Here is a 22,972-nt window from a genome sequence, read left to right as displayed (position 1 = left end):
CCATGGTGCACCGTGGGCGAATCACCACAACGGCCCCCTCGCGCGTCTAGTGCCCCTCCTGGAAGCGGCGCACCGCCAGGCGCAGGGCACGTTCCGGGTCCAGGCCACGGGAATGGGCGCCCCGGACGACGTCGAACAGCAGCTCCCCGAGCTCGGCCTCGGTCTGCGGGTTCTCACCAGACGAGCGGGGGCCGGACTTGTCGAGGCCCGGGTCCCGGTCCAGGGTCTTGGCCGCCAGGGCAAGGGCGGGCAGCGACGCCGGCAGGCTGTCAAAGACGCCTGCCGAAACGTCAGGAATCCCGGGCCGCTCGGCGGCCTTGGCCGCGGCGTAGTTGCGTTCGATCTCGGCGATGGTCTTCGGAAACGAATCCTGCAGGGACCCGTCGGGGCGGAAAACGTGGCTGTTGCGGCGCACCAGCTTGTTCCGCAGGTGGTCGGCGACATCCGCGAGCGTGAACGCCTTTGACTCCTCCGCCAGGGTCGAGTGCAGCACCACCTGGTAGAGGATGTCGCCCAGTTCACCCTTGAGTTCGGCCATGTCCGCCGGGCCGTCGGATTCCACCACGTCGGCGAGCTCGTACGATTCCTCGATCAGGTACGTGATGAGGGATTCGTGGGTCAGCGCAGCGGTCCAGAGGCAGTGTTCGCGGAGCTCGGCGATGACGGCCACCAGCCGTTCGACGGACTCGCCCGCCGACGCGGATGCGTCGGCGGGCGAGTCGGCAAAGAGCGGCGGATCAGTCCTCGTCATCAACGTCCAGGACGTCGTCGTAGCACTCGATGATGTAGTCGGCCAGCTGTTCGCGGGCCTCGATCGGCAGGAAGGCCGCGTGCACGGCGTTCAGCGTGAGCTCCAGAATGGTTTCCAGGTCGTAGCCAAACGTGTCGCGCAGCAGCTCAAATTCGCCGGTCAGGGTCACGCCGCTCATGAGGCGGTTGTCGGTGTTGACCGTGATGTTGAAGCCGAGCTGGTGCAGCAGGTCGATCGGGTGCTCGGAAATGGTGGTGCCGAACGCGGAGATCGCGCCGGTCTGCAGGTTCGACGACGGGCACAGCTCCAGCGGGATCTGCCGGTCACGCACCCACTGGGCCAAATCGCCCAGGCTGACGGTGCCGACGTCGTGCCCGTCCTCTTCCTGCACGTCAAGGTGGATGTCCTCGGCGATGCGCACGCCGTGGCCCAGGCGCAGCGCCCGGCCGTGCACCAGCGCGTCCTGGATGCTGTCCAGGCCCGCGGCCTCGCCGGCGTGGACCGTGGCGGGGAAGTTGTTCTCGGCCAGGTAGGTGAACGCCTCGGTGAAGCGGGAGGGCAGGAAGCCGTCCTCGGCGCCGGCAATGTCAAAGCCCACCACGCCGTTGTCGCGGTGGCGCACGGCCAGCTGGGCGATCTCGGAGCCGCGGTCGGCGTGGCGCATGGCCGTGACCAGCTGGCCCACCTCGATGTAGCCGCCGGCCTCGTCGACGGCGTCCATGCCGGCTTCCAGGCCTTCCTGGACGGCTTCGACGGCGTCGTCGAGGCTCAAGCCCTTGCTCAGGTGCTGCTCGGGTGCCCAGCGCACCTCGCCGTAGACGACGCCGTCGTCGGCCAGGTCCTCGACAAACTCGCGGGCCACACGCACCAGCGCGTCATGGGTCTGCATGACGGCGATCGTGTGGTCAAACGTTTCCAGGTAGCGCACAAGCGACCCGGAGTCGGCGGAGTCCAGGAACCACTGGCGCAATTCCTCGGGATCGGTGGCCGGCAGGGTGTGGCCCACCTCGGCAGCGAGCTCGATGATGGTTTCCGGTCGCAAGCCGCCGTCAAGATGGTCGTGCAGGGAGACCTTGGGCAGGGATTTCAGGTCCACGGTGGGGGCGGAATTGGACGACTGGGGCTCAGTTAGGTTAGTCACATCCCCACTTTAGGGATCGAAGCGGCGCCCGCGCTAGTTCTGGACGGTCCCGTGCGCTATGGGCGTATCCGTTGCCCCCGGCGCCGTTTTGGTGGAAGGCGCGACGTCGGCCTCCTCGCCCGCCGTTGAGGGGCCGGCTCCGTCGGTGCCCGGTTGGGCGACGGGCGGCCGTGCGGCCGTGGCCGGCTCCGCCGTCTCTCGGGCCTGGGCGGCGAGCTGTGCGGCGGTGACGCCCGGCTCTGCGCGCGGGGCCAGCTTGCCGCGCTTTTCCAGCTCGTGGTGCAGGAATTTCATGGCGTGGTCCACGATGAAGCCGATCACGATGGCAAAGGTAATGGCGATGCCCACGCCCAGCAGGGGGTTGTGGTGCACCCAGCGGCCGGCAAAGGTGCCCACGGCCACCGAATAGCAGGCCCAGGTCACCACGGCCACGCCGTCGAGCGCCACGAAGCGCCGCCACGGGAACCCGGTGGCGCCGGCGGTGAAGTTGACGGCGATGCGGCCCACGGGAATGTAGCGGGCCGTGAAGATCAGGATCGCCCCGCGCTTCTCAAGTTCCCGGCCGGCCCAGGAGAATGCCTTGGCGCCGCGGGGTTTGCGCATCCACTTGAACCGGGTCGTGCCCAATTTCCGGCCCATGTAGTAGGCGATGTTGTCGCCAATCATGGCGCCGATCGTTGCCCCGATAATGAGCAGCCAAATGTTGGGCGAGCCGGTCCGGGCCGAGATGGAGGCCAGCGCCACGATGGCGGTTTCGCTGGGCAGGAAGAGGAAGAAACCGTCGATCAGGCAAAACAAGCTGACCAGGGGGATGATCCACCACTGGGCTGAAGAATGAGCAATGACAAAATTGATCTGATCGATGATGTGCAAAAAATCCACCGGGGATGGTTCCTCTCCTCTGGCGGGGTGTCATTCACTAGTTTCCCACGCCGCAGGGGGTCCGGGTATCCATCTTGCGGGCGACATTTGCCGCGCGCCCTCACACCACGGGATGACGTCCCCCACGCCGTATCACTTTTGGCACACCTTGGCTCAACGCCGTATCACTTTTGGCGCACCCTGAACCAACGCCGTATCACTTTTGGCACACCCTGGCTCTACGCCGTATCACTTTTGGCTCACCCAGAACCAACGCCGTATCACCAAGGGTCGGCCAAAAGCCCACCAAAGGTGATACGTCGTCGGCGAAAAGGGCGCCAAAAGTGATACGGCGTCGGTGGCTAGGAGATCCGGTCGATGATCAACCGGGTCGCCGGGCGGGATCCCTCGGGGGCGATCGTGACGGCATCCGCCAGCGCCTCCTTGGCCCGGTCAAACTTCTCCGGGGTGTCGGTCAGCAGCGTCATGAGCGGCTGTCCGGCACGGACGGTGTCGCCGGGCTTGGCGTGCATGCGCACGCCGGCCCCGGCCTGGACGATGTCTTCCTTGCGGGCGCGGCCGGCGCCCAGGCGCCAGGCTGCGACGCCCACGCCCAGTGCGTCCAGGCCCACCAGCACGCCGTCGGCCGGAGCGTAGACGACCTCGGACTCCCTGGCCACGGCCATCGCGGCGTCGGGGTCGCCGCCCTGGGCGGAGATCATCCGGCGCCAAACATCCATGGCCCTGCCGTCCTTGAGCGCTGCGGCGGGGTCGGCGTCGTTGATGCCGGCGGCCGCCAGCATTTCCTCGGCCAGGCGCACCGTGAGTTCGACGACGTCGGCCGGGCCGCCGCCGGCGAGCACCTCCACCGACTCCTCGACCTCGATGGCGTTTCCGGCGGTCAACCCCAGCGGGGCGGACATGTCGGTGAGCAGGGCGACGGTGTTGACACCGGCGTCCTTGCCCAGCGCCACCATGGTGCGGGCCAGTTCGCGGGCCATGTCGGCGTCCTTCATGAACGCTCCCGAGCCCACCTTGACGTCGAGGACCAGCGCACCGGTGCCCTCGGCGATCTTCTTGCTCATGATCGAGGAGGCGATCAGCGGGATCGCCTCGACGGTTCCCGTGACGTCGCGCAGCGCGTAGAGCTTCTTGTCGGCGGGAGCCAGTCCGGCACCGGCGGCGCAGATCACGGCGCCAACCTCGGAGAGCTGGCGCATCATGTCCTCGTTGCTGAGGTCCGCCCGCCAACCGGGGATGGCTTCGAGCTTGTCCAGGGTGCCGCCGGTGTGGCCCAGCCCGCGGCCCGAAAGCTGCGGGACGGCCACGCCGAACACGGCCACCAGGGGTGCCAGCGGCAAGGTGATCTTGTCGCCCACACCACCCGTGGAGTGCTTGTCGGTGGTGCGCATGGGCGCGCCGGCCGGCGTGCGAAGGCCGGAAAAGTCCATCCGCTCCCCCGAATCGATCATGGCCGCCGTCCACTGGGCGATCTCGGCCCGGTCCATGCCGTTGAGCAGGATCGCCATGTTCAGGGCGGCCATTTGCTCGTCGGCGATGGCCCCGTGCGTGTAGGCGTCGATGGTCCAGGCGATCTGGTCGGCGCTGAGCGTGCCGCGGTCCCGCTTGGTCATAATGATGTCGACGGCGTCGAAGGCCGGCCCCGCGTAACGGGTCCCATAGCTTGCGCTCATTGCTGGTTCTCCAAATTCTCCGGGCCAAAGGCGTCGGGCAGGACTTCGTCCATGGTCTTGATCCCGTGGCTGGTCATGAGCACCATCTGCGGGGACCGGAATTCGTACAGGAGCTGGCGGCAGCGCCCGCACGGCATGAGCACGGCGCCGGCGCCATCCACGCAATAAAATGCGCGGATCCGCCCGCCCCCGCCCATCTGCAACGCACCCACGAGGGTGCATTCGGCGCACAGGGTGAGCCCGTAGCTGGCGTTCTCCACGTTGCAGCCGCTGATGACGCGGCCGTCCTCGAGCAGCGCGGCCGCGCCCACCGGGAACTTCGAGTACGGCGAGTAGGACCTTGCCATGGCCGCCGTGGCGGCCTCGCGCAGGGACTCCCAGACGACGTCGTCGATCTCAGTAGTCATGACCGGCCCCTAGCCCTTGATGTAGGGTTCGCCATCGGCGGCTGGTGCGCGGGACTTGCCCACGAACCCGGAGACCGCCAGGATGGTCAGCGCGTACGGCAGCATGGCCAGGAACTGCCCGTCGATGGGCGTGCCGGCCAGCGACAGGATGCTCTGCAGGTTGCCGGCGACGCCGAACAGCAGGGCCGCGAGGGCCGCACCGATCGGGTTCCAGCGGCCGAAGATCAGTGCCGCCAGGGCGATGAAGCCCAGGCCGCCCGTCATGTCCTTGCTGAAGCTGCTCACGGCCACGAGGGTGAAGTAGGCCCCGCCGACGCCGGCGATGGCACCGCCGGCCAGCACGTTCAAGAAGCGCGTGCGGTTGACGTTGATGCCCACGGTGTCGGCGGCCTTGGGGTGCTCGCCGACGGCGCGGATGCGCAGGCCCCAGCGGGTGCGGAACAGGCCGAACCAGATGGCAATGACCAGCACGATCATCAGGTACCCGATCAGGGACTGGCGGAACAGGGTGGGCCCGAGGATCGGAATCTCGGACAGGAGCGGGATGGGCAGGTCCGGCAGGTGGGCCGGCTGGTTGTAGATGGCCGAGCCGTTGACAGTGGTCTTCATGATCTTTTCGAACAGGAAGCCCGTCAGGCCCGAGACCAGCACGTTGAGCACCACGCCGACGATGATCTGGTTGACCACGTACTTGATGCTGAACACGGCCAGCAGGAAGGACACCAGCACACCGGCGACGGCGGCCGCGAACAGGCCCGCGAAGGCGTTGTTCGTGATGGAGGCCACGAGGGCCGCCGTGAACGCGCCGGCCAGCAGCTGGCCCTCGATGGCGATGTTGACGACGCCGGAACGCTCACACAGCACGCCCGAGAGCGAGCCGAAGACCAGCGGGGTGGTGATCAGCATGGCGCCGGTGAACAGGCCCACCAGGGTGATGTTCTGGGTGGTGGTGCCGCCGATGATCCAGACGAGCAGGCCCACCACGAACACGATGGAGAACGTCATGGTCACCCATTTGGCGACGCGGGCCTCGTTCTTCATCTGCAAATAGGCCAGCACCGCCAGGGCGATGCAGATCAGCGCCGCGACCCAGCCGAAGGCCTTGGCCGGCAGCACCAGGTTGGGCACCTGCCAGGCGTCGTTGTCCTGCGAGATGCGGAAGGTGGCGTTGCCGCCGGGGCCGAAGATGGCGAAGGCGACCAGCGCAACAAGGGCCAGGACACCGAGCAGGGCAGGGGTCCGCCAGCTGCGGATTGCCAGCCGGTTGTCCAGGCTGGGCTTTTCTAGGGTGGCGGCGCTCATGCGTTGACTCCTTCACGGCGGGTGGCCTTGATGCGGAAGATGGCCCGGATCAACGGCGGGGCGGCAATGAACAGCACGATCAGTGACTGCACCACGGCAACGATGTCGATGGAAACGTCGGCGTTGACGGCCATGGAGGTGCCGCCGGCCTTGAACGCACCGAACAGGATCGCCGCGAAGAAGGTTCCCCACGGCTTGGAGCGGCCCAGCAGGGCCACGGTGATGGCGTCGAAGCCGATGCTTCCGGCGATGTCCGAGTTCAAGGACTTCTCGGTTCCGGCGATCTGCACGACGCCGGCAAGTCCGGCCAGGGCGCCGGAGATCAGCATGACGACGATGTAGCCGCGGGAGACCAGCATGCCGGCGGTTTGTGCAGCCTTCGGGTTGGCGCCGATGGCCCGGAATTCAAAGCCCATGGTGGAGCGGTTGAGCAGCCAGGCCACACCGATAACGGCGAGGATGGCGATGATGAACCCGGCGTTCAGGCGCAGGTTCGGCCCCAGGATCTGCGGCAGCAGCGCGGAGTCGGGCATGGCCGGGCTGACCGGGTTGGTCTTGGCCGGGTCGCGCAGCTGGTTCTTCAGCAGGTACAGGACCAGCGACGCCGCGATGTAGTTGAGCATGATCGTCACGATCACCTCGTGCGCACCGGTGCGGGCCTTCAGGACACCGGCAATGCCGGCCCAGATGGCGCCACCGAGCGCGCCGGCGATGATGACGGCGATCAGGTGGATGACCGGCGGCAGGTTCATTTCAAAGCCGACGGCGCCGGCGAACGTTGCGCCGATGAGGATCTGGCCCTGTGCACCAATGTTGAACAAGCCCGTGCGGAACGCCAGGGTCACGGCCAGGCCGGCAAGGATCATCGGTGTGGCGAAGGTCAGGGTCTCGAAAATGCCGAGCTGGCCCTGCCAGGTGCGGGCCGTGGGGTCGTAGGTGGCCCCGCGCCACAGGGCGCCGTAGGCGTCCGAGACGGCGGCCCACATGGCCGAGAACGTGGCGCCGGGATCGGCGAAGAAGTAGCCGGAGGCGGCCGTGACGGCGGGGTCGGTGACGGCGATCAGGATGCCGCCGATCACGAGGGCCACAAACACTGCCAGGACCGAAATCACGGCGTTGCCGCTCATGATGTCCCGGATGATTCGGGACCCCTGGCTCTCCGGGGCCGCCGGCTTTTTTACCGGGGGCGTCGTTTGAACGTCACTCATGCCATTTCCTCTTCGTTTGTGCCGTCGGCACCGTCAGTTGCGGCCGCATCCAGATGCGCCCGAGCCTCCTCGGCATTAAGTCCGGCCATCATCAGGCCCAACAAGTCCCTGCTCGATTTGCCGGGGACAACGCCCATCAGCTTTCCGGCAAAGAGTACGGCGATCCTGTCGGCGAGCTCCATCACCTCATCGAGTTCGGTCGAGACGATGATGACGGGCGTGCCGCCGTCCCGCTCGGCGACGATGCGCTTGTGCAGGAACTCGATGGATCCGACGTCGACGCCGCGGGTGGGCTGGGAGGCGATGAACAGCTTCAAGGGCCGGGACAGTTCCCGGGCCAGCACCACTTTTTGTGCGTTACCGCCGGACAACGTCGACACGGCGTCCTGTGCGGACTGGGTGCGGACGTCGAATTCCTCGACCTTTGCCACCGCGTTCTTGGCGATGGCTGCCCGGTTCAGGCTGCCGCCGCGGGAGAATTCCGGCTTCGAGTACAGGTCCAGGATCAGGTTTTCGGCGATGGAGAACTCCCCCACCAGCCCGTCGTCCTGCCGGTCCTCGGGCACGAAGCCGACGCCGGCGTCGAGCACCTGGCGCACGCTCTTGCCCACGAGTTCGTGGCCGCCCAACTTGATGGAGCCCTGGACGTGCTTGTGCAGGCCCAGGATTGCCTGGGTCAGTTCGGTCTGGCCGTTCCCCTGGACGCCGGCGACGGCGAGGATCTCACCCTTGGCGACGGAGAAGCTCACGTCATCGAGCAGTCGCAGCCCGGTGTCGTTCATGACGCTGAGGTTCTCCACCGTCAGGGCGACGTCCCCGGGTTCGGCGTCGGTCTTGTTCAGGTTGAGGCTGACGGAGCGGCCCACCATCATGGAGGCCAGTTCGGTGGTGGCGGCTGCCGGGTCGGCGCTGCCCACCACCTTGCCGCGGCGGATCACGGTGATCGTGTCGGAGACGGCCTTGACCTCGCGCAGCTTGTGGGAGATGAACACGATGGAGGTGCCGTTGGAGCGCAGCTGCCCCATGATGTCCATGAGCTCGTCCGTCTCCTGCGGGGTGAGTACCGCGGTGGGCTCGTCGAGGATCAGGATCTTGGCGTTGCGGACCAGGGCCTTGATGATTTCCACGCGCTGCTGGACGCCCACGGGCAGGTCCTCGACCAGCGCGTCGGGATCGACGTCGAAGCCGAACTTTGCGGAAATCTCGCGGATCTTCCGGCGGGTGTCCTCCAGGTTCAGGATGCCGCCGAAGGTGGTGGACTCCCCGCCCAGGGCGACGTTCTCGGCGACCGTGAAGACCGGGACCAGCATGAAGTGCTGGTGCACCATTCCGATGCCGGCGGCCATGGCGTCGGCCGGGCCGGAGAACTTCACGGGCTTGTCGTCGATGAGGATTTCGCCCGCGGTGGGCTCGTACAGCCCGTAGAGGACGTTCATGAGGGTGGATTTGCCGGCGCCGTTTTCGCCCAGGAGGCTGTGAATCTCACCAGACTCAACCACCAGATCAATATGGTCGTTGGCTACCAGGGCACCAAAGCTTTTGGTGATGCCCTTGAGTTCTAGTTTCAAGGATTAACCCGTCTTGTGGAAAATTTGAAAGGAAGTTGGGGCCAAACGGACTGTGCGCCGCACCGCCAGCCAAAGCTGTCGGTACGGCGCATCAGTGCCGGTCTGGGGATGTTACTTGGGGCTGGCCTTGGACTCGGCCTTGATGGAGCCGTCGATGATGCCCTTCTTGATGGCATCCAGCTGCGTCTTCGTGTCCGCACTCACGGCCGAATCAAGGTCGTGGAACGGGGCAATTGCCACGCCGCCGTTGTCGAGGGTACCGACGTACGGGGTGTTCTCGAACTTGCCGGCGATGTCGTCCTTGACGATGTTCTCCACGGCAACGCCCATGGTCTTGATGACCGAGGTCAGCAGGATGGACTTGTAGGTGGGGGCCGTCAGGTAACCGTCGGAGTCAACCCACACCAGTTTGACGTCCTTGCCGGCCTTGTTGGCGGCCAGGATGGCGTCGCCGGCACCCGTGCCGAGCGGGCCGGCAACCGGCATCACGACGTCGGCGCCGTCGCCGATGAGGTTGTTCGTGGCCTTGGTGCCTTCCTGGATGATGTCGAAGGTGTTGGCGAACAGGCCCTGCTGGGTTGCCTTGTTCCAGCCAAGGAGCTGGACGTTCTTGCTGTTCTTCTGGTTGTAGTACGCAACACCGTCGGCGAAGCCGTCCATGAAGATCGTCACGGTGGGGATGTTGATGCCACCGAAGGTGCCAACCTTGCCGGTCTTGGAGACCGAGGCCGCCGTGTAACCGGCCAGGAACGCGGCCTGCGCCGTGTCGTACACAACCGGCTTGACGTTGGGCAGCTTGATGCTGTTGTCATCGATGATGGCGTAGTGCAGGTCCTTGTTGGCCGTGGCGGCCGCCTTCGTGGCGTCGGCGAGCATGAAGCCGACCGTGAAGGTCAGGTTGCAGCCGGCGTTGGCCATCTGGCTCAGGTTCGGGGCGAAGTCGGAGGGAGCCGTCGACTGGGCTTCCTTCATCTTGATGCCGAGGTCCTTCTTCGTCTGCACCATGCCCTCGTAGGAGGACTGGTTGAACGAGCGGTCATCGAAACCGCCGGCGTCGGAGACGATGCAGCCGAGGTAGTTGGCGGCCTTGGCGTTGTCAGTGCTGTTGCTGCCGCCACCGGCGGGTGCCGGAGCCTGGCCGCAGCCTGTCAACAGGAGCGCCGTTGCCCCCAGTGCCACGGTCCCGACCGTAGCGGAACGCTTAAGCGAGCCGAAAATCATTTTCTTCAAAATTCCTCCAGGGTTTGAGTAAGAGCCCCGCAGAGAAGTTCCACGACATAGAAGTGGCCGAAAACCTGTGTGCACCAACCAAGACCCCCCGCCTCTGGTACACAACTGTTTCGGCCATCTCGAAGAAACACCCGCTGCGTTGCGCTGTTGTCACAACCCTAATATGAGATTTTGCCCACGGGTAGGCGGAAGTGCGTTTCACCGGCTTTCGTTGGTGAACCGTTACATAAGTCCTTCGGGCACCTAAGCTTCGCGTGCCGGCATTGAGTGTCCCGCCGGGGTCAGGGGGCCACCGTTCGCAGGGTGCGCAGCGCGGCCGCGCACAGGACCCTGATGCCCACGGAGAGCGCCCGTTCGTCCACGATGTAGTCGCCGCGGTGCAGGTCGTACTCCTCCCCACCCGGGACATGGGTGCCCAGCCGCATGAGGGAGCCGGGGACGCCTTGCAGGAACCAGGCGAAATCCTCCCCGCCCATTGACTGGGGGGCCAGGACGACCGAGTCCTCCCCCAGTTCGGCGCGGGCCGCGGCTTCGATGAGGGCCGTCTCGTGTTCGGAGTTCACCACGGGCGGGACGCCGCGGGTGTGTTCCAGGTTCACGTCGACGCCGTAGGGGGCGGCCACCTGCTGGACGACGTCGTCGAGCAGTTCGCCGGCCGCATGCCAGGCCTCGCGGTCCAGGCAGCGCATGGTGCCGCTCATGACGCCGCTGCTGGGGATGGCGTTCGGCGCGGAGCCGGCGCTGATCTGTCCCCAGACCACTGACACACCGCTGCGCACGTCGATGCGGCGGGACAGCACGGCCGGGACGTTGACGGCGATCTGGGCCAGCGCAAACACGAGGTCCTCGGTCAGGTGCGGGCGCGAGGTGTGGCCGCCGCGGCCGGAGAGTTCAATTTTGATGGTGTCCGAGGCGCTTGTGATGGGCCCGATCCGGGTGCCGATCTTGCCCAGTTCCACGCGCGGGTCGCAGTGCAGGGCCATGATGCGCGGCACCCCTTCCAGGGCGCCCTGGGCGATGCAGGACAATGCCCCGCCCGGCATGGTTTCCTCTGCGGGCTGGAAGATGATCCGCACGGTGCCGCCCAGCGGGGAGTCATTGTGCATGGCGGCCAGCACCAGTGCGATGCCGAGCATGCTGGCGGTGTGGAAGTCGTGGCCGCAGCCATGGGTCACCCCGTGATTGCGGGAGGCGAACGGCAGGCCCGTCTCTTCGATGATGGGCAGGGCGTCGATGTCCCCGCGCAACGCGGTCGCAATGGGGCCTTCGCCGACGTCGACGATCACGCCGGTGCCTTCCAGTCGGCGCGGGGCGAGCCCGGCAGCCGTGAGCCGGTCGAAGATCACGCCCGTGGTGCGGTGTTCCTGGAAGGACAGTTCCGGGTGGGCGTGGATGTCACGTCGGAACGCGATGACCTCCTCGATCAGCGGTTCCAGCCAGGGCCCTACCAGCTCTGTCGGTTCTGTTTCCAGCGAATAGTTGCGCACATCCCAAACTCTAGTCATGTCACCACGCAGGAGCGTCATTAGCGGCGCTGCGTTACTTTTCCGAGCCTGCCGATGGTTGTGCCCGCCGGCGGTTGGGCCCACGCCTGCGAGGGGCCCCAATTTCAGACGCGCCAGCGGCTGGAATTGGGGAGCAGGTGGGGACTACAGGACGTCGGTCTGGCCCTTGGCCTTCAAGCCGTCCACGGCCTTCTTCACGAGCTGGGAGTGCTCGCGGGTGGTCACCAGGAGGGCGTCGGGGGTGTCCACGACCACCACGTCCTGGATGCCGATCAGGGCGATCACGCGCTTGGTGTCGGTGACCACGATGCCGCTGCTGTCCTCGGTGAACACGCGGCCCACCTCGCCCAGGACGGTGACGGCGTCGACTTCCCGGGCGTTGTTCAGCCGGGCGATCGCGGCGAAGTCTCCCACGTCGTCCCAGCTGAAGTTGGCGGGGATCACGGCGACGTCGCCGGCGTCGGCCGCGGGCTCGGCCACGGCGTAGTCGATGGCGATCTTGGGCAGCGTGGGCCAGATCCGGTTCTTCACGGCCACCCGGTCGGGGGTGTCCCAGGCCCGGGCGATCTCCATGAGGCCGTCGTACAGGACCGGCTCGTTGGCCTTCAAGTGGCGCAGCATCAGTTCCACGGGGGCCACGAACATGCCGGCGTTCCAGTTGTAGTCGCCGCTGGCCAGGTATTGTTCGGCGACTTCCTCGCTGGGCTTCTCCACGAACTTCACGACGGCGTGCGCGCTCGGCGCCCCGGGAACGTCAAGGGATGCGCCGGTGCGGATGTAGCCAAAGCCGGTGGACGCGTGCGTGGGCTTGATGCCGATCGTGACGATCTTCCCGGTCGCGGCGGTGTAGATGGCCTCCCGGACGGCGTCCTGGAAGGTCTCCACGGGGCTGATGACCTGGTCCGCGGCGAAGGAGCCCATGATGGTGGCCGGATCGCGCAGGTACAAGATGGCTGCCGCCAGCCCGATCGCCGCACCGGAATCCTTGGGCTCGCTCTCGAGCACCAGGTCGTCGTCGCTGAGTTCGGGCAGCTGTCGGCAGACGGCGTCGCGGTGGGCGTCGCCGGTCACCACCATCACGTTGTTTCCGCTCAGCGCCTCCAACCTGTCATAGGTGGCACGGATCAGCGTGCTGCCGCTGCCGGTGAGGTCATGGAGGAACTTCGGCGCCGCGGCGCGTGAGAGCGGCCACAACCGGGTCCCGACACCCCCGGCGGGGATAACGGCAAAGAACTTCTCAAGAGGGTCCGTTGCAGGCGCGGCGGGCACGGGCGAATTTAGCGTAGTCATCACCCCCACCCTATGTGATGGGTGCGGAAGAACCGCGATTTTCCGCGAAAACTCAACCCACGGGAGGAGGCGGGCGCTCCGGCGTCGTCCTTTCGAAGGAGTCCGGAACCACGGCCCCGCGGCGGCAAATTCGGCCCTTACACCATGCCCCCGAAACACGTCTGTGATTTGTCGCATAGGGCAAGGAGCGCCTAAGTTGAATATGCTGTGAGCGAAGCCTAAATTTAGGCAAAGTTATGAGTGCTCACGCCGTGTGCGTTTCCCCGCGTGGAACCACGCCAGCGTCACGGTGATGCAGGAAGGTTTATTCAGTGCCGACAAAACCAGCTGGCACTCTGTACCGCGGCCGAGAAGGCATGTGGTCCTGGGTGGGACACCGGATTACCGGTGTGGTGATTTTCATTTTCTTGTTGGTGCACGTTCTGGACACCTCCTTGGTGCGAGTGTCTCCGGAAGCGTACACAGCAGTCATTGGGGCGTATAAGAACCCCATCATGGGTTTGGGCGAGGCCGCCCTCGTCGCAGCAATCGTGTTCCACGCCTTTAACGGCCTGCGCATCATTGCCATCGACTTCTGGAAGAAGGGCCCCAAGTACCAGCGTCAAATGCTGTGGGGCGTGCTGGGCCTGTGGGTCATCGTGATGGTCCCGTTCCTGATCCGCCACCTCACCATTGTCTTCTCCAATTTCTTCGGGGGGCACTAAATGAGTTCCAACGTCATCGACTCCCCGCGCTCCAACAGCGCCCAGTCACCGAAGTACAAGCGCGGCAAGGGTTCCGGCGGCAGCTTTGAAATGGCCGCCTGGCTGTTCATGCGCCTCTCCGGCGTCGTGCTGATCGTGCTGATCTTCGGCCACCTGTTCGTCAACCTGATGGTGGGCCAGGGCATCCACGCGATCGACTTCGGCTTCGTGGCCGGCAAGTGGTCCAGCCCGTTCTGGCAGGTCTGGGACCTGATCATGCTGTGGCTGGCCATGCTGCACGGCACCAACGGCGTGCGCACCATCATCAACGACTACGCCGAGCGCAATGGCACCCGCATGACGCTCAAGACCGTGCTATACGTTGCCTCCGCCGTCATCATCGTGCTCGGCACCCTGGTGATCTTCACGTTTGATCCGTGCCCGGCCGGTGCAGTCATCGACCTCCCGTCCTTCTGCCCCGTCCCGTAATTGGATGCACCTCCCGGCCCGCCACGGCGGTCCGGGAGCAGAAGTGAACACCAGTTTTTTGTGCAGTAAAGAGAGAAAGAGCATCCAGTATGCAGGTCCACAAATACGACGTCGTCATCGTCGGGGCCGGTGGCGCAGGAATGCGTGCCGCCATTGAATCAGGCCAGCGTGCGCGCACGGCCGTACTGACCAAGCTCTACCCCACCCGCTCCCACACGGGTGCCGCCCAGGGCGGCATGTGCGCCGCACTGGCAAACGTGGAGGAAGACAACTGGGAGTGGCACACCTTTGACACCGTCAAGGGTGGCGACTACCTGGTGGACCAGGACGCCGCCGAGGTCATGGCGAAGGAAGCCATCGACGCCGTCATCGACCTGGAAAAGATGGGCCTGCCGTTCAACCGCACGCCCGAGGGCCGCATTGACCAGCGCCGCTTCGGCGGGCACACCCGCGACCACGGCAAGGCGCCCGTGCGCCGTGCCTGTTACGCCGCGGACCGCACCGGACACATGATCCTGCAGACCCTGTACCAAAACTGCGTCAAGCACAACGTCGAGTTCTACAACGAGTTCTACGTCCTGGACCTGCTCACGGTTGACGAGGAAGCCACCCGCGAGGATGGCACCATCTACCTGCAGAAGCGCATTGCCGGTGTCGTCTCCTACGACCTGGCCACCGGCGAACTGCACGTCTTCCAGGCCAAGAGCGTCATCCTGGCCACCGGCGGCGCGGGCAAGGTCTTCAAGACCACCTCCAACGCCCACACCCTCACCGGTGACGGCATGGGCATCGCCTTCCGCAAGGGCATCCCGCTGGAGGACATGGAGTTCTTCCAGTTCCATCCGACAGGTTTGGCCGGTCTGGGCATCCTGCTCTCCGAGGCCGCCCGCGGCGAGGGCGCCATCTTGCGCAACTCGGACGGTGAGCGCTTCATGGAGCGTTACGCCCCCACCATCAAGGACCTCGCACCCCGTGACATCGTGGCCCGTTCCATGGCCAACGAGGTCCGCGAGGGCCGCGGCTGTGGCCCGAACAAGGACTACGTCCTGCTGGACCTGACGCACCTGGAGCCGGCGCACATTGACGCCAAGCTCCCGGACATCACCGAGTTCGCCCGCACCTACCTGGGCGTGGAGCCGTACACGGAGCCCGTCCCGGTGTTCCCCACGGCCCACTACGCCATGGGCGGTGTTCCCACGAACATCACCACCGAGGTCCTCCAGGACAACGACACCATCATCCCGGGCCTGTACGCCGCCGGCGAGGTTGCCTGCGTCTCCGTCCACGGTTCCAACCGTTTGGGCACCAACTCGCTGCTGGACATCAACGTCTTCGGCAAGCGCGCCGGTGTGGCCGCTGCCGAATACGCCAAGACGGCCGACTTCGTGGAACTTCCGGAGAACCCGGAGGCCGACACCGTCGCACTGCTGGACCACGTCCGCACCTCCGACGGCGGCGAGAAGGTTGCGCTGATCCGCAAGGACCTGCAGGACACCATGGATGCGAACATGCAGGTGTTCCGCACGGCCACGTCCATCGACAAGGTGCTGGCGGACATTGCCTCCTTCGAGGAGCGCTACTCCCGCATCACCGTCCAGGACAAGGGCAAGCGCTTCAACCTGGACCTGCTCGAGGCCGTGGAACTGGGCTTCCTGCTGGAACTGGCCAAGGTCATGACGGTTGCCGCACTGCACCGCCAGGAATCCCGTGGCGGACACTACCGCGAGGACTTCCCGGACCGCGACGATGAGAACTTCATGAAGCACTCCATGGCGTACCTCGATGCAAACGTCACGGTGGAAAGCTCCGAGGAGTCCATCGCCGGCATCCGCCTGGAAACCAAGCCTGTTGTCGTCACCCGCTACCAGCCGATGGTGAGGAAGTACTAAATGAGCACCATAGAAACCGCCGAAACCGCTCCCGAGCCGGCGTCGAAGATTGAACTGCCCGCACACTTGGGTGGCGGCGGCGGGGAAATCCCCACGTTCAACGTCACCTTGCGCGTGCGCCGCTACAACCCCGAGGTCTCCTCGGAGTCGACGTGGGAAGACTTCACCATGACCATGTACGGCACGGACCGCGTGCTGGACGCCCTGCACAAGGTCAAGTGGGAGCAGGACGGTTCGCTGACCTTCCGCCGCTCCTGCGCGCACGGCGTGTGCGGTTCCGATGCCATGCGCATCAACGGCCGCAACCGCCTGGCCTGCAAGACGCTCCTGAAGGACTTGGACACCACCAAGCCCATCACGGTTGAACCCATTAAGGGCCTGCCGGTGGAGAAGGACCTCATCGTGGACATGGAACCGTTCTTCCAGTCCTTCCGCGAGGTCATGCCGTTCCTGGTCAACCGCGGCCACGAGCCCTCCAAGGAGCGCCTGCAGTCCGCCGAGGACCGCGAGCGTTTCGACGACACCACCAAGTGCATCCTGTGCGCCGCGTGCACGTCCTCCTGCCCCGTGTTCTGGACCGACGGCCAGTACTTCGGCCCGGCAGCGATCGTGAACGCGCACCGCTTCATCTTCGATTCACGCGACGATGCCGGCGACATGCGCCTGGAGATCCTCAACGACAAGGAAGGCGTGTGGCGCTGCCGCACCACCTTCAACTGTTCGGAAGCATGCCCCCGCGGCATCCAGATCACCCAGGCCATCGCCGAGGTCAAGCAGGCCATCTTGGCCCGCCAGATCTAATCGGATCCTGATTGTCTCAAGGCGCCGCTCCCCTCGTGGGGGCGGCGCCTTTTGCTTGCCCGGGCCCGCGCTTTTCGCCGAGGTCGATGGAGCGTGCCGAGCCTGACGTTGCGCATCATCGGATTCGGCACGCTTCCGTCGGTCTCGGCGATTTCCGGGTTATCCACAGATTGGACATTGCCCCGTTCGGGCCGCTGTTTGTGCCGCACGCTTGAAGCATGGGCACCTCCGCAAGCTTTTTCAAGGACGACGCCGTCGCCACCCCGGGCGGCCGCCCTCCGGACATTTCTCCCGACCAGGCACATTTGGCGGCGGCATTTCCCGCTGGCAAGGTGGCGTACCGGACCGCCCAGTTGCGGGAGGGAGGGCTCGGTCCACGAGCCGTCCGCCGCCTGGTCGAGGACGGCACGCTGTTGCGGCTGCGGCCGGGCTGTTACGTCCGCTCGGCTTGGTGGAACCGGCTCTCGGATGATGGCCGGCGCCGCAACAGGGTCCTGCTGCACGGATTCGCAACCCTCACCACCTCGGCCAGGGGCTATGTGTACAGCCACACGTCCGCAGCCAGCCTTCACGGCCTGTACCTGTGGCACGTTGACGAGCTGGTCCATGTCACGCAAGAGTCGAAGCCGTCCCGGGCCGGTTGCGGCAAGGACACCGCCGTCCACACGCGGGCGCTGGCCGAGGGCGACGTCGTCGAACTGGGGCGCACCAAGGTGACCTCACTGGAACGCACCGTGATCGACTGTGCCCTGACGCTGCCGTACAAGCAGGCGCTGATCATCGCCGACCATGCCCTGCGGTTGGGCGCCTCGCTGCCGAAACTCCTGGCCGCGGCGGGCAGACTGGCCAGCCACCGGGGCATCCGGACGCTGCGCAGGGTGCTGCGGTTTGCCGATCCCCGCTCCGAGTCCCCCGGGGAGACGTTAACGCGTGATCTCCTGCGTGAGTTGTTGTTCGAAATGCCTGAACTCCAGCTCTGGATCACCACCCGGCTTGGCAGGCACAGGGTCGACTTCGCGTGGGTGAAGCGGAGGGTGGTGCTTGAGTTCGACGGCAAGGGCAAGTACTTCGACTACCGGCCCACCGATGAGGCCATCTACCGGGAACGAAAACGCGAAGTGGCACTTATCGAGTCGGGTTGGACGGTGCTGAGGATCGAGTGGAGGGACCTGTTCGACGAGGCTGCGTTCAAGGCCCGCGTGCTCGCCGCGCTGGGCTAGTGACGCCGAGTCTGACGCAGACGTGTCGAAGGAGACGTTGCGCAACGTGTGGTTCGCAACGCTCCGTCAGACTCGGCGGGTTCGGGCCTTCAGGTCGGCGGCCCGCACGGCCGCCAGGGCCGCCGCAATCAGGTACACCTGGCTGAGCAGGTAGAACCAGACAAACAGGCCCAGGATGACGGCAAAGGGCGCCAGCAGTGCGTTGTTGGTGATGCCGTTGAGCAGCACGGCGCTGAAGTACCGCAAGACCGTGGCCCCGGCGCCGGAGAAGGCGGCGGCCAGCAGCAGCACCCGCAGCGGCATGCGCACCCGGGACGCCAGGCTGAACATGACCAGGGCCACCGACACGTCAAGGATGAGCATCAGCGCCACGGAGGCGATCCGAACCGCGGCGCCGGTCAGCAACGTGCCCCAGCCCAGCCGGTCGCTGATGGTGTCGATGGCGGTCGTGTTCACTATGCCCAGGGCGCTCGTGAGCACCAACGCCACGGCCAGTACGGCCAGGGTGCCGGCGTCGCGGACCTTGGACAGGATTGGATTGGTGCGGTCGCGGGCCAGGCCCAGCACTGAGCGGATGCCTTCGCGCAGGCCGTTGATCCAGCCCATGGCCGTCACCAGCAGCGCCGCCAGCGAAATCACCAGGGTCAGCCCGAACCCGCTGCCGGTGCCGAGCAGTTGCTCGGGGGTGGCGAGCCCCCCGTTGCCGGTGTCGATGAGGCCAGGGGTGGTACCGGCGACGACGTCGATCACGGCGTCGCGCAGCACCTTATTGTCGGCGGCCACGAGGCCGAAGATCGCGAAGCCGGCCACCAGCATGGCACCGACCGAGAAGAACATGAGGTAGGCGTTCCCGGCGGCCAGCAGGGGTCCGCGGCGGCGCGTGTACAGGTTCCAGATGCGCACGGGAAAGAGCTGCGCGGACCAGGCGTTGAGCCACTGGAAGGCGGCCAGGAGGCGCTTGAGGAGGGATCCGCCGTCGCGCGCCGCGATGAAGGCCGCCTGTTTGGCCCCGGCCCGGGCGGCCAGCGCCCGCTTGTCCAGGGGGCTGGGCGGCGGCGTGGCGGGCGCGGCCAGGGACCGTTTGGCGCGCACGCCGGGGGCCACCGTCCCGGGAAAGTGGGCAGGGGCGGCGCTTGCCTTATTGCTGTCCGTCTCCCCCAAGAGTCAGCTCCTCCCGCAACGCCCAGCCGCCTTGCGAATAGTCGTACAGGCCAATGCTTCTAACCGTGAAGTCCGCGCTGAAGTCGGCCAGCTCCGATTCGGCCCGCGCCATGGCGTCGTCGTCGAGGTCGTGGGCCACCGTCAGGTGCGGGCGGAAGTCGAAGTCCGGAAGGTGCTCCACCGGTCCGGCCAGCAGTTCCTCGTGCAGCGTGACGCATTCCTCGACGCCGGCTTCCAGGTTCAGGAACACCACCGGGGACAGGGGCGCGAACGTGCCGGTCCCGCGCAGCGATACGGTGAAGGGCTTCCCCGACGCCGCAACGGTGCGCACATGCTCGGCCGCCTTGTTCCAGGAGCCGTTGGACCGCCCGGACACGAGCGTGATGTGCGGGGGCACGGCCGCGGCGCCGGGGCCGGCGAAGGACTCCCGCCACCTGTTCAATTCGGTGGCAAGGCCCGGCGGCATCGAGATGATGACGCCGAGGCTGTCGAGGTGGGGCGCGGGGGACGCCCCGCTCTGGCCGATCCCGGGCATGGTTACCCGACCGTCCCGCGCGGTGGCAGGAAGCCCACCTTGGCGTAGGCGTCGGCCAGGGTCACGGAGGCGATCTCGCGGGCCTTCGCGGCGCCGCGGGCCAGCAGCCGGTCCAGTTCGGCGGGGTCGTCGAGCAGTTCCAGCGTGCGGGTACGGATCGGTTCGATCCGGGCCACGACGGCGTCGGCCACGTCGACCTTCAGGTGCCCGTACATCTTGCCCTCGTAGTCGCTGACCAGCGTGGCCACCGGCTTCTCGGTCAGCGTGGAGAGGATCTCCAGCAGGTTGGTCACGCCGGGCTTGGCCTCGCGGTCATGGGCGATGACGGTGTCGGCGTCGGTCACCGCGGACTTGATGCGCTTGGCCGTGACCTTGGGATCGTCGAGCAGGTTGATCAGCCCGTTGGGCCCGGAGGAGGACTTGGACATCTTGGAGGTGGGGTTCTGCAGGTCGTAGATGCGTGCGCCCTCCTTCTGGATGAAGGCCTCCGGTATGGTGAACGTCTCGCCAAAGCGGTGGTTGAAGCGTTTGGCCAGGTCGCGGGCCAGTTCCACGTGCTGGCGCTGGTCGTCGCCCACCGGCACGCCCTGCGGGCGGTACAGCAGGATGTCCGCGGCCATCAGCACCGGGTAGGTGAACAGGCCCACGCTGGACATGTCGGCCCCGCCCTTGGCCGACTTATCCTTGAACTGGGTCATCCGGGACGCCTCGCCGAAACCGGTGATGCAGTTGAGCACCCAGGCCAGCTGCGCGTGCTCGGGCACGTGCGACTGCACGAACAGGGTGGACTTTTCGATGTCGATGCCGCCGGCAATGTACTGCGCGGCCGTCTTCCGGGTGCGTTCGCGCAGTTCGGCGGGATCGTAGGCGACGGTGATGGCGTGCATGTCGGGGATGAAGAACAGGGTCTGGTAGTCGTCCTGGGTCTTCACCCAGTTCACCAGGGCCCCCAGGTAGTTGCCCAGGTGCAGGGAGTCCCCGGAGGGCTGCATGCCGGAAAGGACGCGGGGGCGGGAAACGGTCTCAGTCATGATGTGAGGGAAATCCTTTAGAACTTGTAGTCGACGACCAGTGGGGCATGGTCGGAGAAACGGGCTTCGTACGACTCGGCACGGTCCACGACGGCGGTGGTGGCCCGGGCTGCCAGGCCCGGCGTGGCCATGTGGTAATCGATGCGCCAACCGGTGTCGTTCGTGAACGCCTGGCCGCGGTTCGACCACCAGGTGTACGGCCCCTCGACGTCGCCGGCCATCTCCCGGGCCACGTCCTTCCAGCCAATCTCCTCGCCGAAGAAGCGGTCAAAGTAGGCGCGTTCCTCGGGCAGGAAGCCGGCGCGCTTGACGTTGCCCTTCCAGTTCTTGATGTCGAGGGTCGTGTGGCCAACGTTCAAGTCCCCCACCACCAGGGCGTGGTCGCTTGCGGCGGCCAGTTCCGGCAGCTTGGCGATCATGGTGTCCAGGAAGCGGAATTTATCGTCCTGCTTGGGGGTGCCCACCTCGCCGGAGTGGACGTAGGCGCTGACCACGGTCAGCGTGGTGTCGGCCCCGTCGGAGCCCTTGAGCACGTAGTCGGCCTCGACCCAGCGGCCCGTGGTGGCAAAGTATTCCTCGCCGATGCCGATGCGGGTGGCCGCCGGCTCCAGGGATGATTTGCGGGTCGCGATGGCCACGCCGGCACGCCCCTTGGCCTCGGCCTCGGCGTGCAGGATGTGCCAGTCCTCGCCCAGGAAACCGTGCACGATCGCATCGGGTGCGCGCACTTCCTGCAGGCACAGGATGTCCACGTCTCGATCGGCCAGCCAGTCGGCCATGCCGTTCTTGTAGGCGGCACGGATGCCGTTGACATTGACGCTTGCGATCCTCAAGTGACCGTTTTTGGTTGCGTAGCTCACCTGTTCACCTTACCTGTTTGGAGGTTCAATCCCCGTGGCATGTTGTGTTGCGTCCGACGCCGGCCGGCGGCCCGGGCTTGTGGCCGCGTCCGGGTGCGGGGTTTAGTCGAGGATGACGCCGCTGACGGGCTCGTCGCCGTCGGCTTCGTTGGCATCGTTCCCTGCGGCGCGGGCCGCGTTTTTCCTGGCCATGGCGGCGTCCATCTTGGCTTCCTGGGCCTCCCAGTCGGGGTTGATCATGCCGCGGCCGTTGCGGGCGGTGATGTCGATCGTCTCGAGCGCGCGGGCCACCATGGCGTCGTCCTTGCCGAGGTATTCGTTGACCACGCCGATCTGGACGCTGATGATCTTGAACGAGTGGTCCAGCTTCATCTCACGGGCCTTGGCCGCCGTGCGGGAGCCGGCGTCGTCGTCGGAGACCAGCCGGGTGCCGCCGTCGGACGCGTCATGGGCGGCCTTGGCCTGGGCCATCTGCGCCTGGGCCAGGGCAACCTGGCGGGCGCCGAACGAGGCCGCCTTGTGGACGCCGATGTAGACGGCCGTGGACAGGGCGAGCCAGCCAAAGGCGATCACGGCGATGATCCAGCCCAGGACCGTGTTGTTGTTGGCGGCAAACACAATGGCCACCAGGAACACGATCGCCAGGACAATGGTGCCCAGTCCGGTGAATTTGTTGGGTTTGGACATTTTGCCGGTGCCAAGAGAAGTCATGGTTCCATTCTCTCAAACCCGGGCACCGGCCGGTGCCGTCTTCCACCACCGGCGAACGAAGGGGTGGAAGACGGCCCGGCCGGGCCGCTGAGTTTAGCCGAGTGGCCGGTGGTTAACCGGCCTGGCTGCGCAGGACTTCCAGCCGGGCCCGGAATTCGGTTTCGTCGACCTCGCCGCGGGCGTAGCGTTCGCGCAGCACCGATTCGGCGCCCTGGCTTTGGTGCCATTGGTGGTTGCGGCGCCACCGGCGCGGGCCCAGGAAGATGAACAGGCCGATCAGCACAATCCAAAACAGCGGAAAGATCAGGAACCACGGACCGCCCCAGCCGTGGGCCATGTACGGGGCGGCGAGCGCCGCGTGGGTGGTGAGTGTGGTGAGCATGGGGTGCCTCCAAGGTTGCTTCCAGCCGTCCTTCGGCTGTCCCTCAACTCTTCTCCCCGGCGGGCTCGACGGCGTCGCCCCGGGGAGGCACTTTGACCGGCCCCGCTACTCCCCCGGGAGGCCGGCCAAAGTACCGGTTTGGCGTAAAAAGGAAAATTTCCGGGCCCAACCATTGCCTTGGACGTGATGCAAACCACATACTAAACGAATTAGATTCATTTATTGGCGCGGCCGCCGCATGGCCCGTGCCGTT

Annotated in this window: 22 protein-coding genes; 5 read left to right on the top strand and 17 right to left on the bottom strand. The window is 66.1% G+C overall.

Translation table 11 applies throughout. The features are described from left to right. Positions 1-46 precede the first annotated feature (46 nt). The 11 genes from AL755_RS05590 to AL755_RS05540 form a co-directional block, all read right to left on the bottom strand. Positions 47-751, bottom strand: coding sequence for a MazG nucleotide pyrophosphohydrolase domain-containing protein (locus AL755_RS05590; protein WP_054010159.1), 705 nt, complete (start codon positions 749-751; stop codon positions 47-49). Then, positions 738-1,892 (bottom strand): adenosine deaminase, encoded by a 1,155-nt coding sequence (locus AL755_RS05585; protein WP_054010158.1) that lies wholly within the window; start codon positions 1,890-1,892, stop codon positions 738-740. Before AL755_RS05585 ends, AL755_RS05590 begins: the two co-directional genes overlap by 14 nt. A gap of 33 nt (positions 1,893-1,925) precedes the next feature. Beyond that, positions 1,926-2,774: a DedA family protein gene (locus AL755_RS05580; RefSeq protein WP_082368939.1), complete on the bottom strand. Its 849-nt coding sequence runs from the start codon at positions 2,772-2,774 to the stop codon at positions 1,926-1,928. 341 nt (positions 2,775-3,115) lie between these two features. Continuing rightward, positions 3,116-4,447: a thymidine phosphorylase gene (locus AL755_RS05575; protein WP_054010157.1), complete on the bottom strand. Its 1,332-nt coding sequence runs from the start codon at positions 4,445-4,447 to the stop codon at positions 3,116-3,118. Further along, complete coding sequence (locus AL755_RS05570; RefSeq protein WP_054010156.1) at positions 4,444-4,854, bottom strand: cytidine deaminase; 411 nt, start codon at positions 4,852-4,854, stop codon at positions 4,444-4,446. Before AL755_RS05570 ends, AL755_RS05575 begins: the two co-directional genes overlap by 4 nt. A gap of 9 nt (positions 4,855-4,863) precedes the next feature. After that, a complete protein-coding gene (locus tag AL755_RS05565; RefSeq protein WP_054010155.1) occupies positions 4,864-6,156 on the bottom strand; it encodes an ABC transporter permease in 1,293 nt (430 codons plus the stop codon). After that, positions 6,153-7,364 carry an ABC transporter permease gene (locus AL755_RS05560; protein WP_054010154.1) on the bottom strand — a complete coding sequence of 404 codons (1,212 nt, stop codon included), beginning with the start codon at positions 7,362-7,364 and terminating at the stop codon, positions 6,153-6,155. Before AL755_RS05560 ends, AL755_RS05565 begins: the two co-directional genes overlap by 4 nt. After that, positions 7,361-8,932, bottom strand: coding sequence for an ABC transporter ATP-binding protein (locus tag AL755_RS05555; protein WP_054010153.1), 1,572 nt, complete (start codon positions 8,930-8,932; stop codon positions 7,361-7,363). Before AL755_RS05555 ends, AL755_RS05560 begins: the two co-directional genes overlap by 4 nt. A 111-nt stretch (positions 8,933-9,043) precedes the next feature. Further along, complete coding sequence (locus tag AL755_RS05550; protein WP_445290492.1) at positions 9,044-10,162, bottom strand: BMP family lipoprotein; 1,119 nt, start codon at positions 10,160-10,162, stop codon at positions 9,044-9,046. A 281-nt stretch (positions 10,163-10,443) separates the two neighbouring features. Beyond that, positions 10,444-11,649, bottom strand: a complete 1,206-nt coding sequence (locus AL755_RS05545; RefSeq protein ID WP_054010151.1) for an amidohydrolase — start codon at positions 11,647-11,649, stop codon at positions 10,444-10,446. A gap of 162 nt (positions 11,650-11,811) precedes the next feature. Continuing rightward, on the bottom strand, positions 11,812-12,957 hold the full coding sequence (locus AL755_RS05540; RefSeq protein WP_054010150.1) for a mannose-1-phosphate guanylyltransferase: 1,146 nt from the start codon (positions 12,955-12,957) through the stop codon (positions 11,812-11,814). 311 nt (positions 12,958-13,268) lie between these two features. On the opposite strand from AL755_RS05540, the gene sdhC reads away from it, so the two are divergent. The 5 genes from sdhC (at position 13,269) to AL755_RS05515 (ending at position 18,039) form a co-directional block, all read left to right on the top strand. Then, positions 13,269-13,661: a succinate dehydrogenase, cytochrome b556 subunit gene (gene sdhC / locus AL755_RS05535; protein ID WP_082368938.1), complete on the top strand. Its 393-nt coding sequence runs from the start codon at positions 13,269-13,271 to the stop codon at positions 13,659-13,661. Continuing rightward, positions 13,662-14,129 (top strand): succinate dehydrogenase hydrophobic membrane anchor subunit, encoded by a 468-nt coding sequence (locus tag AL755_RS05530; RefSeq protein WP_054010148.1) that lies wholly within the window; start codon positions 13,662-13,664, stop codon positions 14,127-14,129. Positions 14,130-14,218: 89 nt separating this feature from the next. After that, on the top strand, positions 14,219-16,018 hold the full coding sequence (gene sdhA / locus AL755_RS05525) for a succinate dehydrogenase flavoprotein subunit (RefSeq protein WP_054010147.1): 1,800 nt from the start codon (positions 14,219-14,221) through the stop codon (positions 16,016-16,018). After that, positions 16,019-16,819, top strand: a complete 801-nt coding sequence (locus tag AL755_RS05520; protein WP_054010146.1) for a succinate dehydrogenase iron-sulfur subunit — start codon at positions 16,019-16,021, stop codon at positions 16,817-16,819. It abuts the gene before it with no gap. A 218-nt stretch (positions 16,820-17,037) separates the two neighbouring features. Next, positions 17,038-18,039, top strand: coding sequence for a type IV toxin-antitoxin system AbiEi family antitoxin domain-containing protein (locus AL755_RS05515; RefSeq protein ID WP_107503815.1), 1,002 nt, complete (start codon positions 17,038-17,040; stop codon positions 18,037-18,039). Positions 18,040-18,105: 66 nt separating this feature from the next. On the opposite strand, the gene AL755_RS05510 is transcribed toward AL755_RS05515, so the two are convergent. From AL755_RS05510 to AL755_RS05485, 6 genes are all read right to left on the bottom strand, one after another. Then, positions 18,106-19,200, bottom strand: a complete 1,095-nt coding sequence (locus tag AL755_RS05510) for a YihY/virulence factor BrkB family protein (protein WP_150117049.1) — start codon at positions 19,198-19,200, stop codon at positions 18,106-18,108. Next, positions 19,178-19,735 carry a 2'-5' RNA ligase family protein gene (locus AL755_RS05505; RefSeq protein ID WP_054010145.1) on the bottom strand — a complete coding sequence of 186 codons (558 nt, stop codon included), beginning with the start codon at positions 19,733-19,735 and terminating at the stop codon, positions 19,178-19,180. The genes AL755_RS05510 and AL755_RS05505 overlap by 23 nt, the downstream gene beginning before the upstream one ends. Before the next feature lie 2 nt (positions 19,736-19,737). Next, complete coding sequence (gene trpS, locus AL755_RS05500; RefSeq protein WP_054010144.1) at positions 19,738-20,766, bottom strand: tryptophan--tRNA ligase; 1,029 nt, start codon at positions 20,764-20,766, stop codon at positions 19,738-19,740. 17 nt (positions 20,767-20,783) lie between these two features. Then, on the bottom strand, positions 20,784-21,626 hold the full coding sequence (locus AL755_RS05495; protein ID WP_054010143.1) for an exodeoxyribonuclease III: 843 nt from the start codon (positions 21,624-21,626) through the stop codon (positions 20,784-20,786). 102 nt (positions 21,627-21,728) lie between these two features. Continuing rightward, positions 21,729-22,337 carry a hypothetical protein gene (locus AL755_RS05490; RefSeq protein WP_082368936.1) on the bottom strand — a complete coding sequence of 203 codons (609 nt, stop codon included), beginning with the start codon at positions 22,335-22,337 and terminating at the stop codon, positions 21,729-21,731. 112 nt (positions 22,338-22,449) lie between these two features. Beyond that, the gene (locus AL755_RS05485; RefSeq protein WP_054010141.1) at positions 22,450-22,719 is read right to left on the bottom strand and encodes an SHOCT domain-containing protein; all 270 of its coding nucleotides are present in this window, start codon (positions 22,717-22,719) and stop codon (positions 22,450-22,452) included. Positions 22,720-22,972 lie beyond the last annotated feature (253 nt).

Origin of the sequence: Arthrobacter sp. ERGS1:01, from assembly GCF_001281315.1 — a bacterium.
GTDB lineage: Bacteria > Actinomycetota > Actinomycetes > Actinomycetales > Micrococcaceae > Specibacter.
The sequence above is the reverse complement of the archived record's forward strand: the minus strand, read 5'-3'. Positions and strand labels throughout refer to the sequence as shown.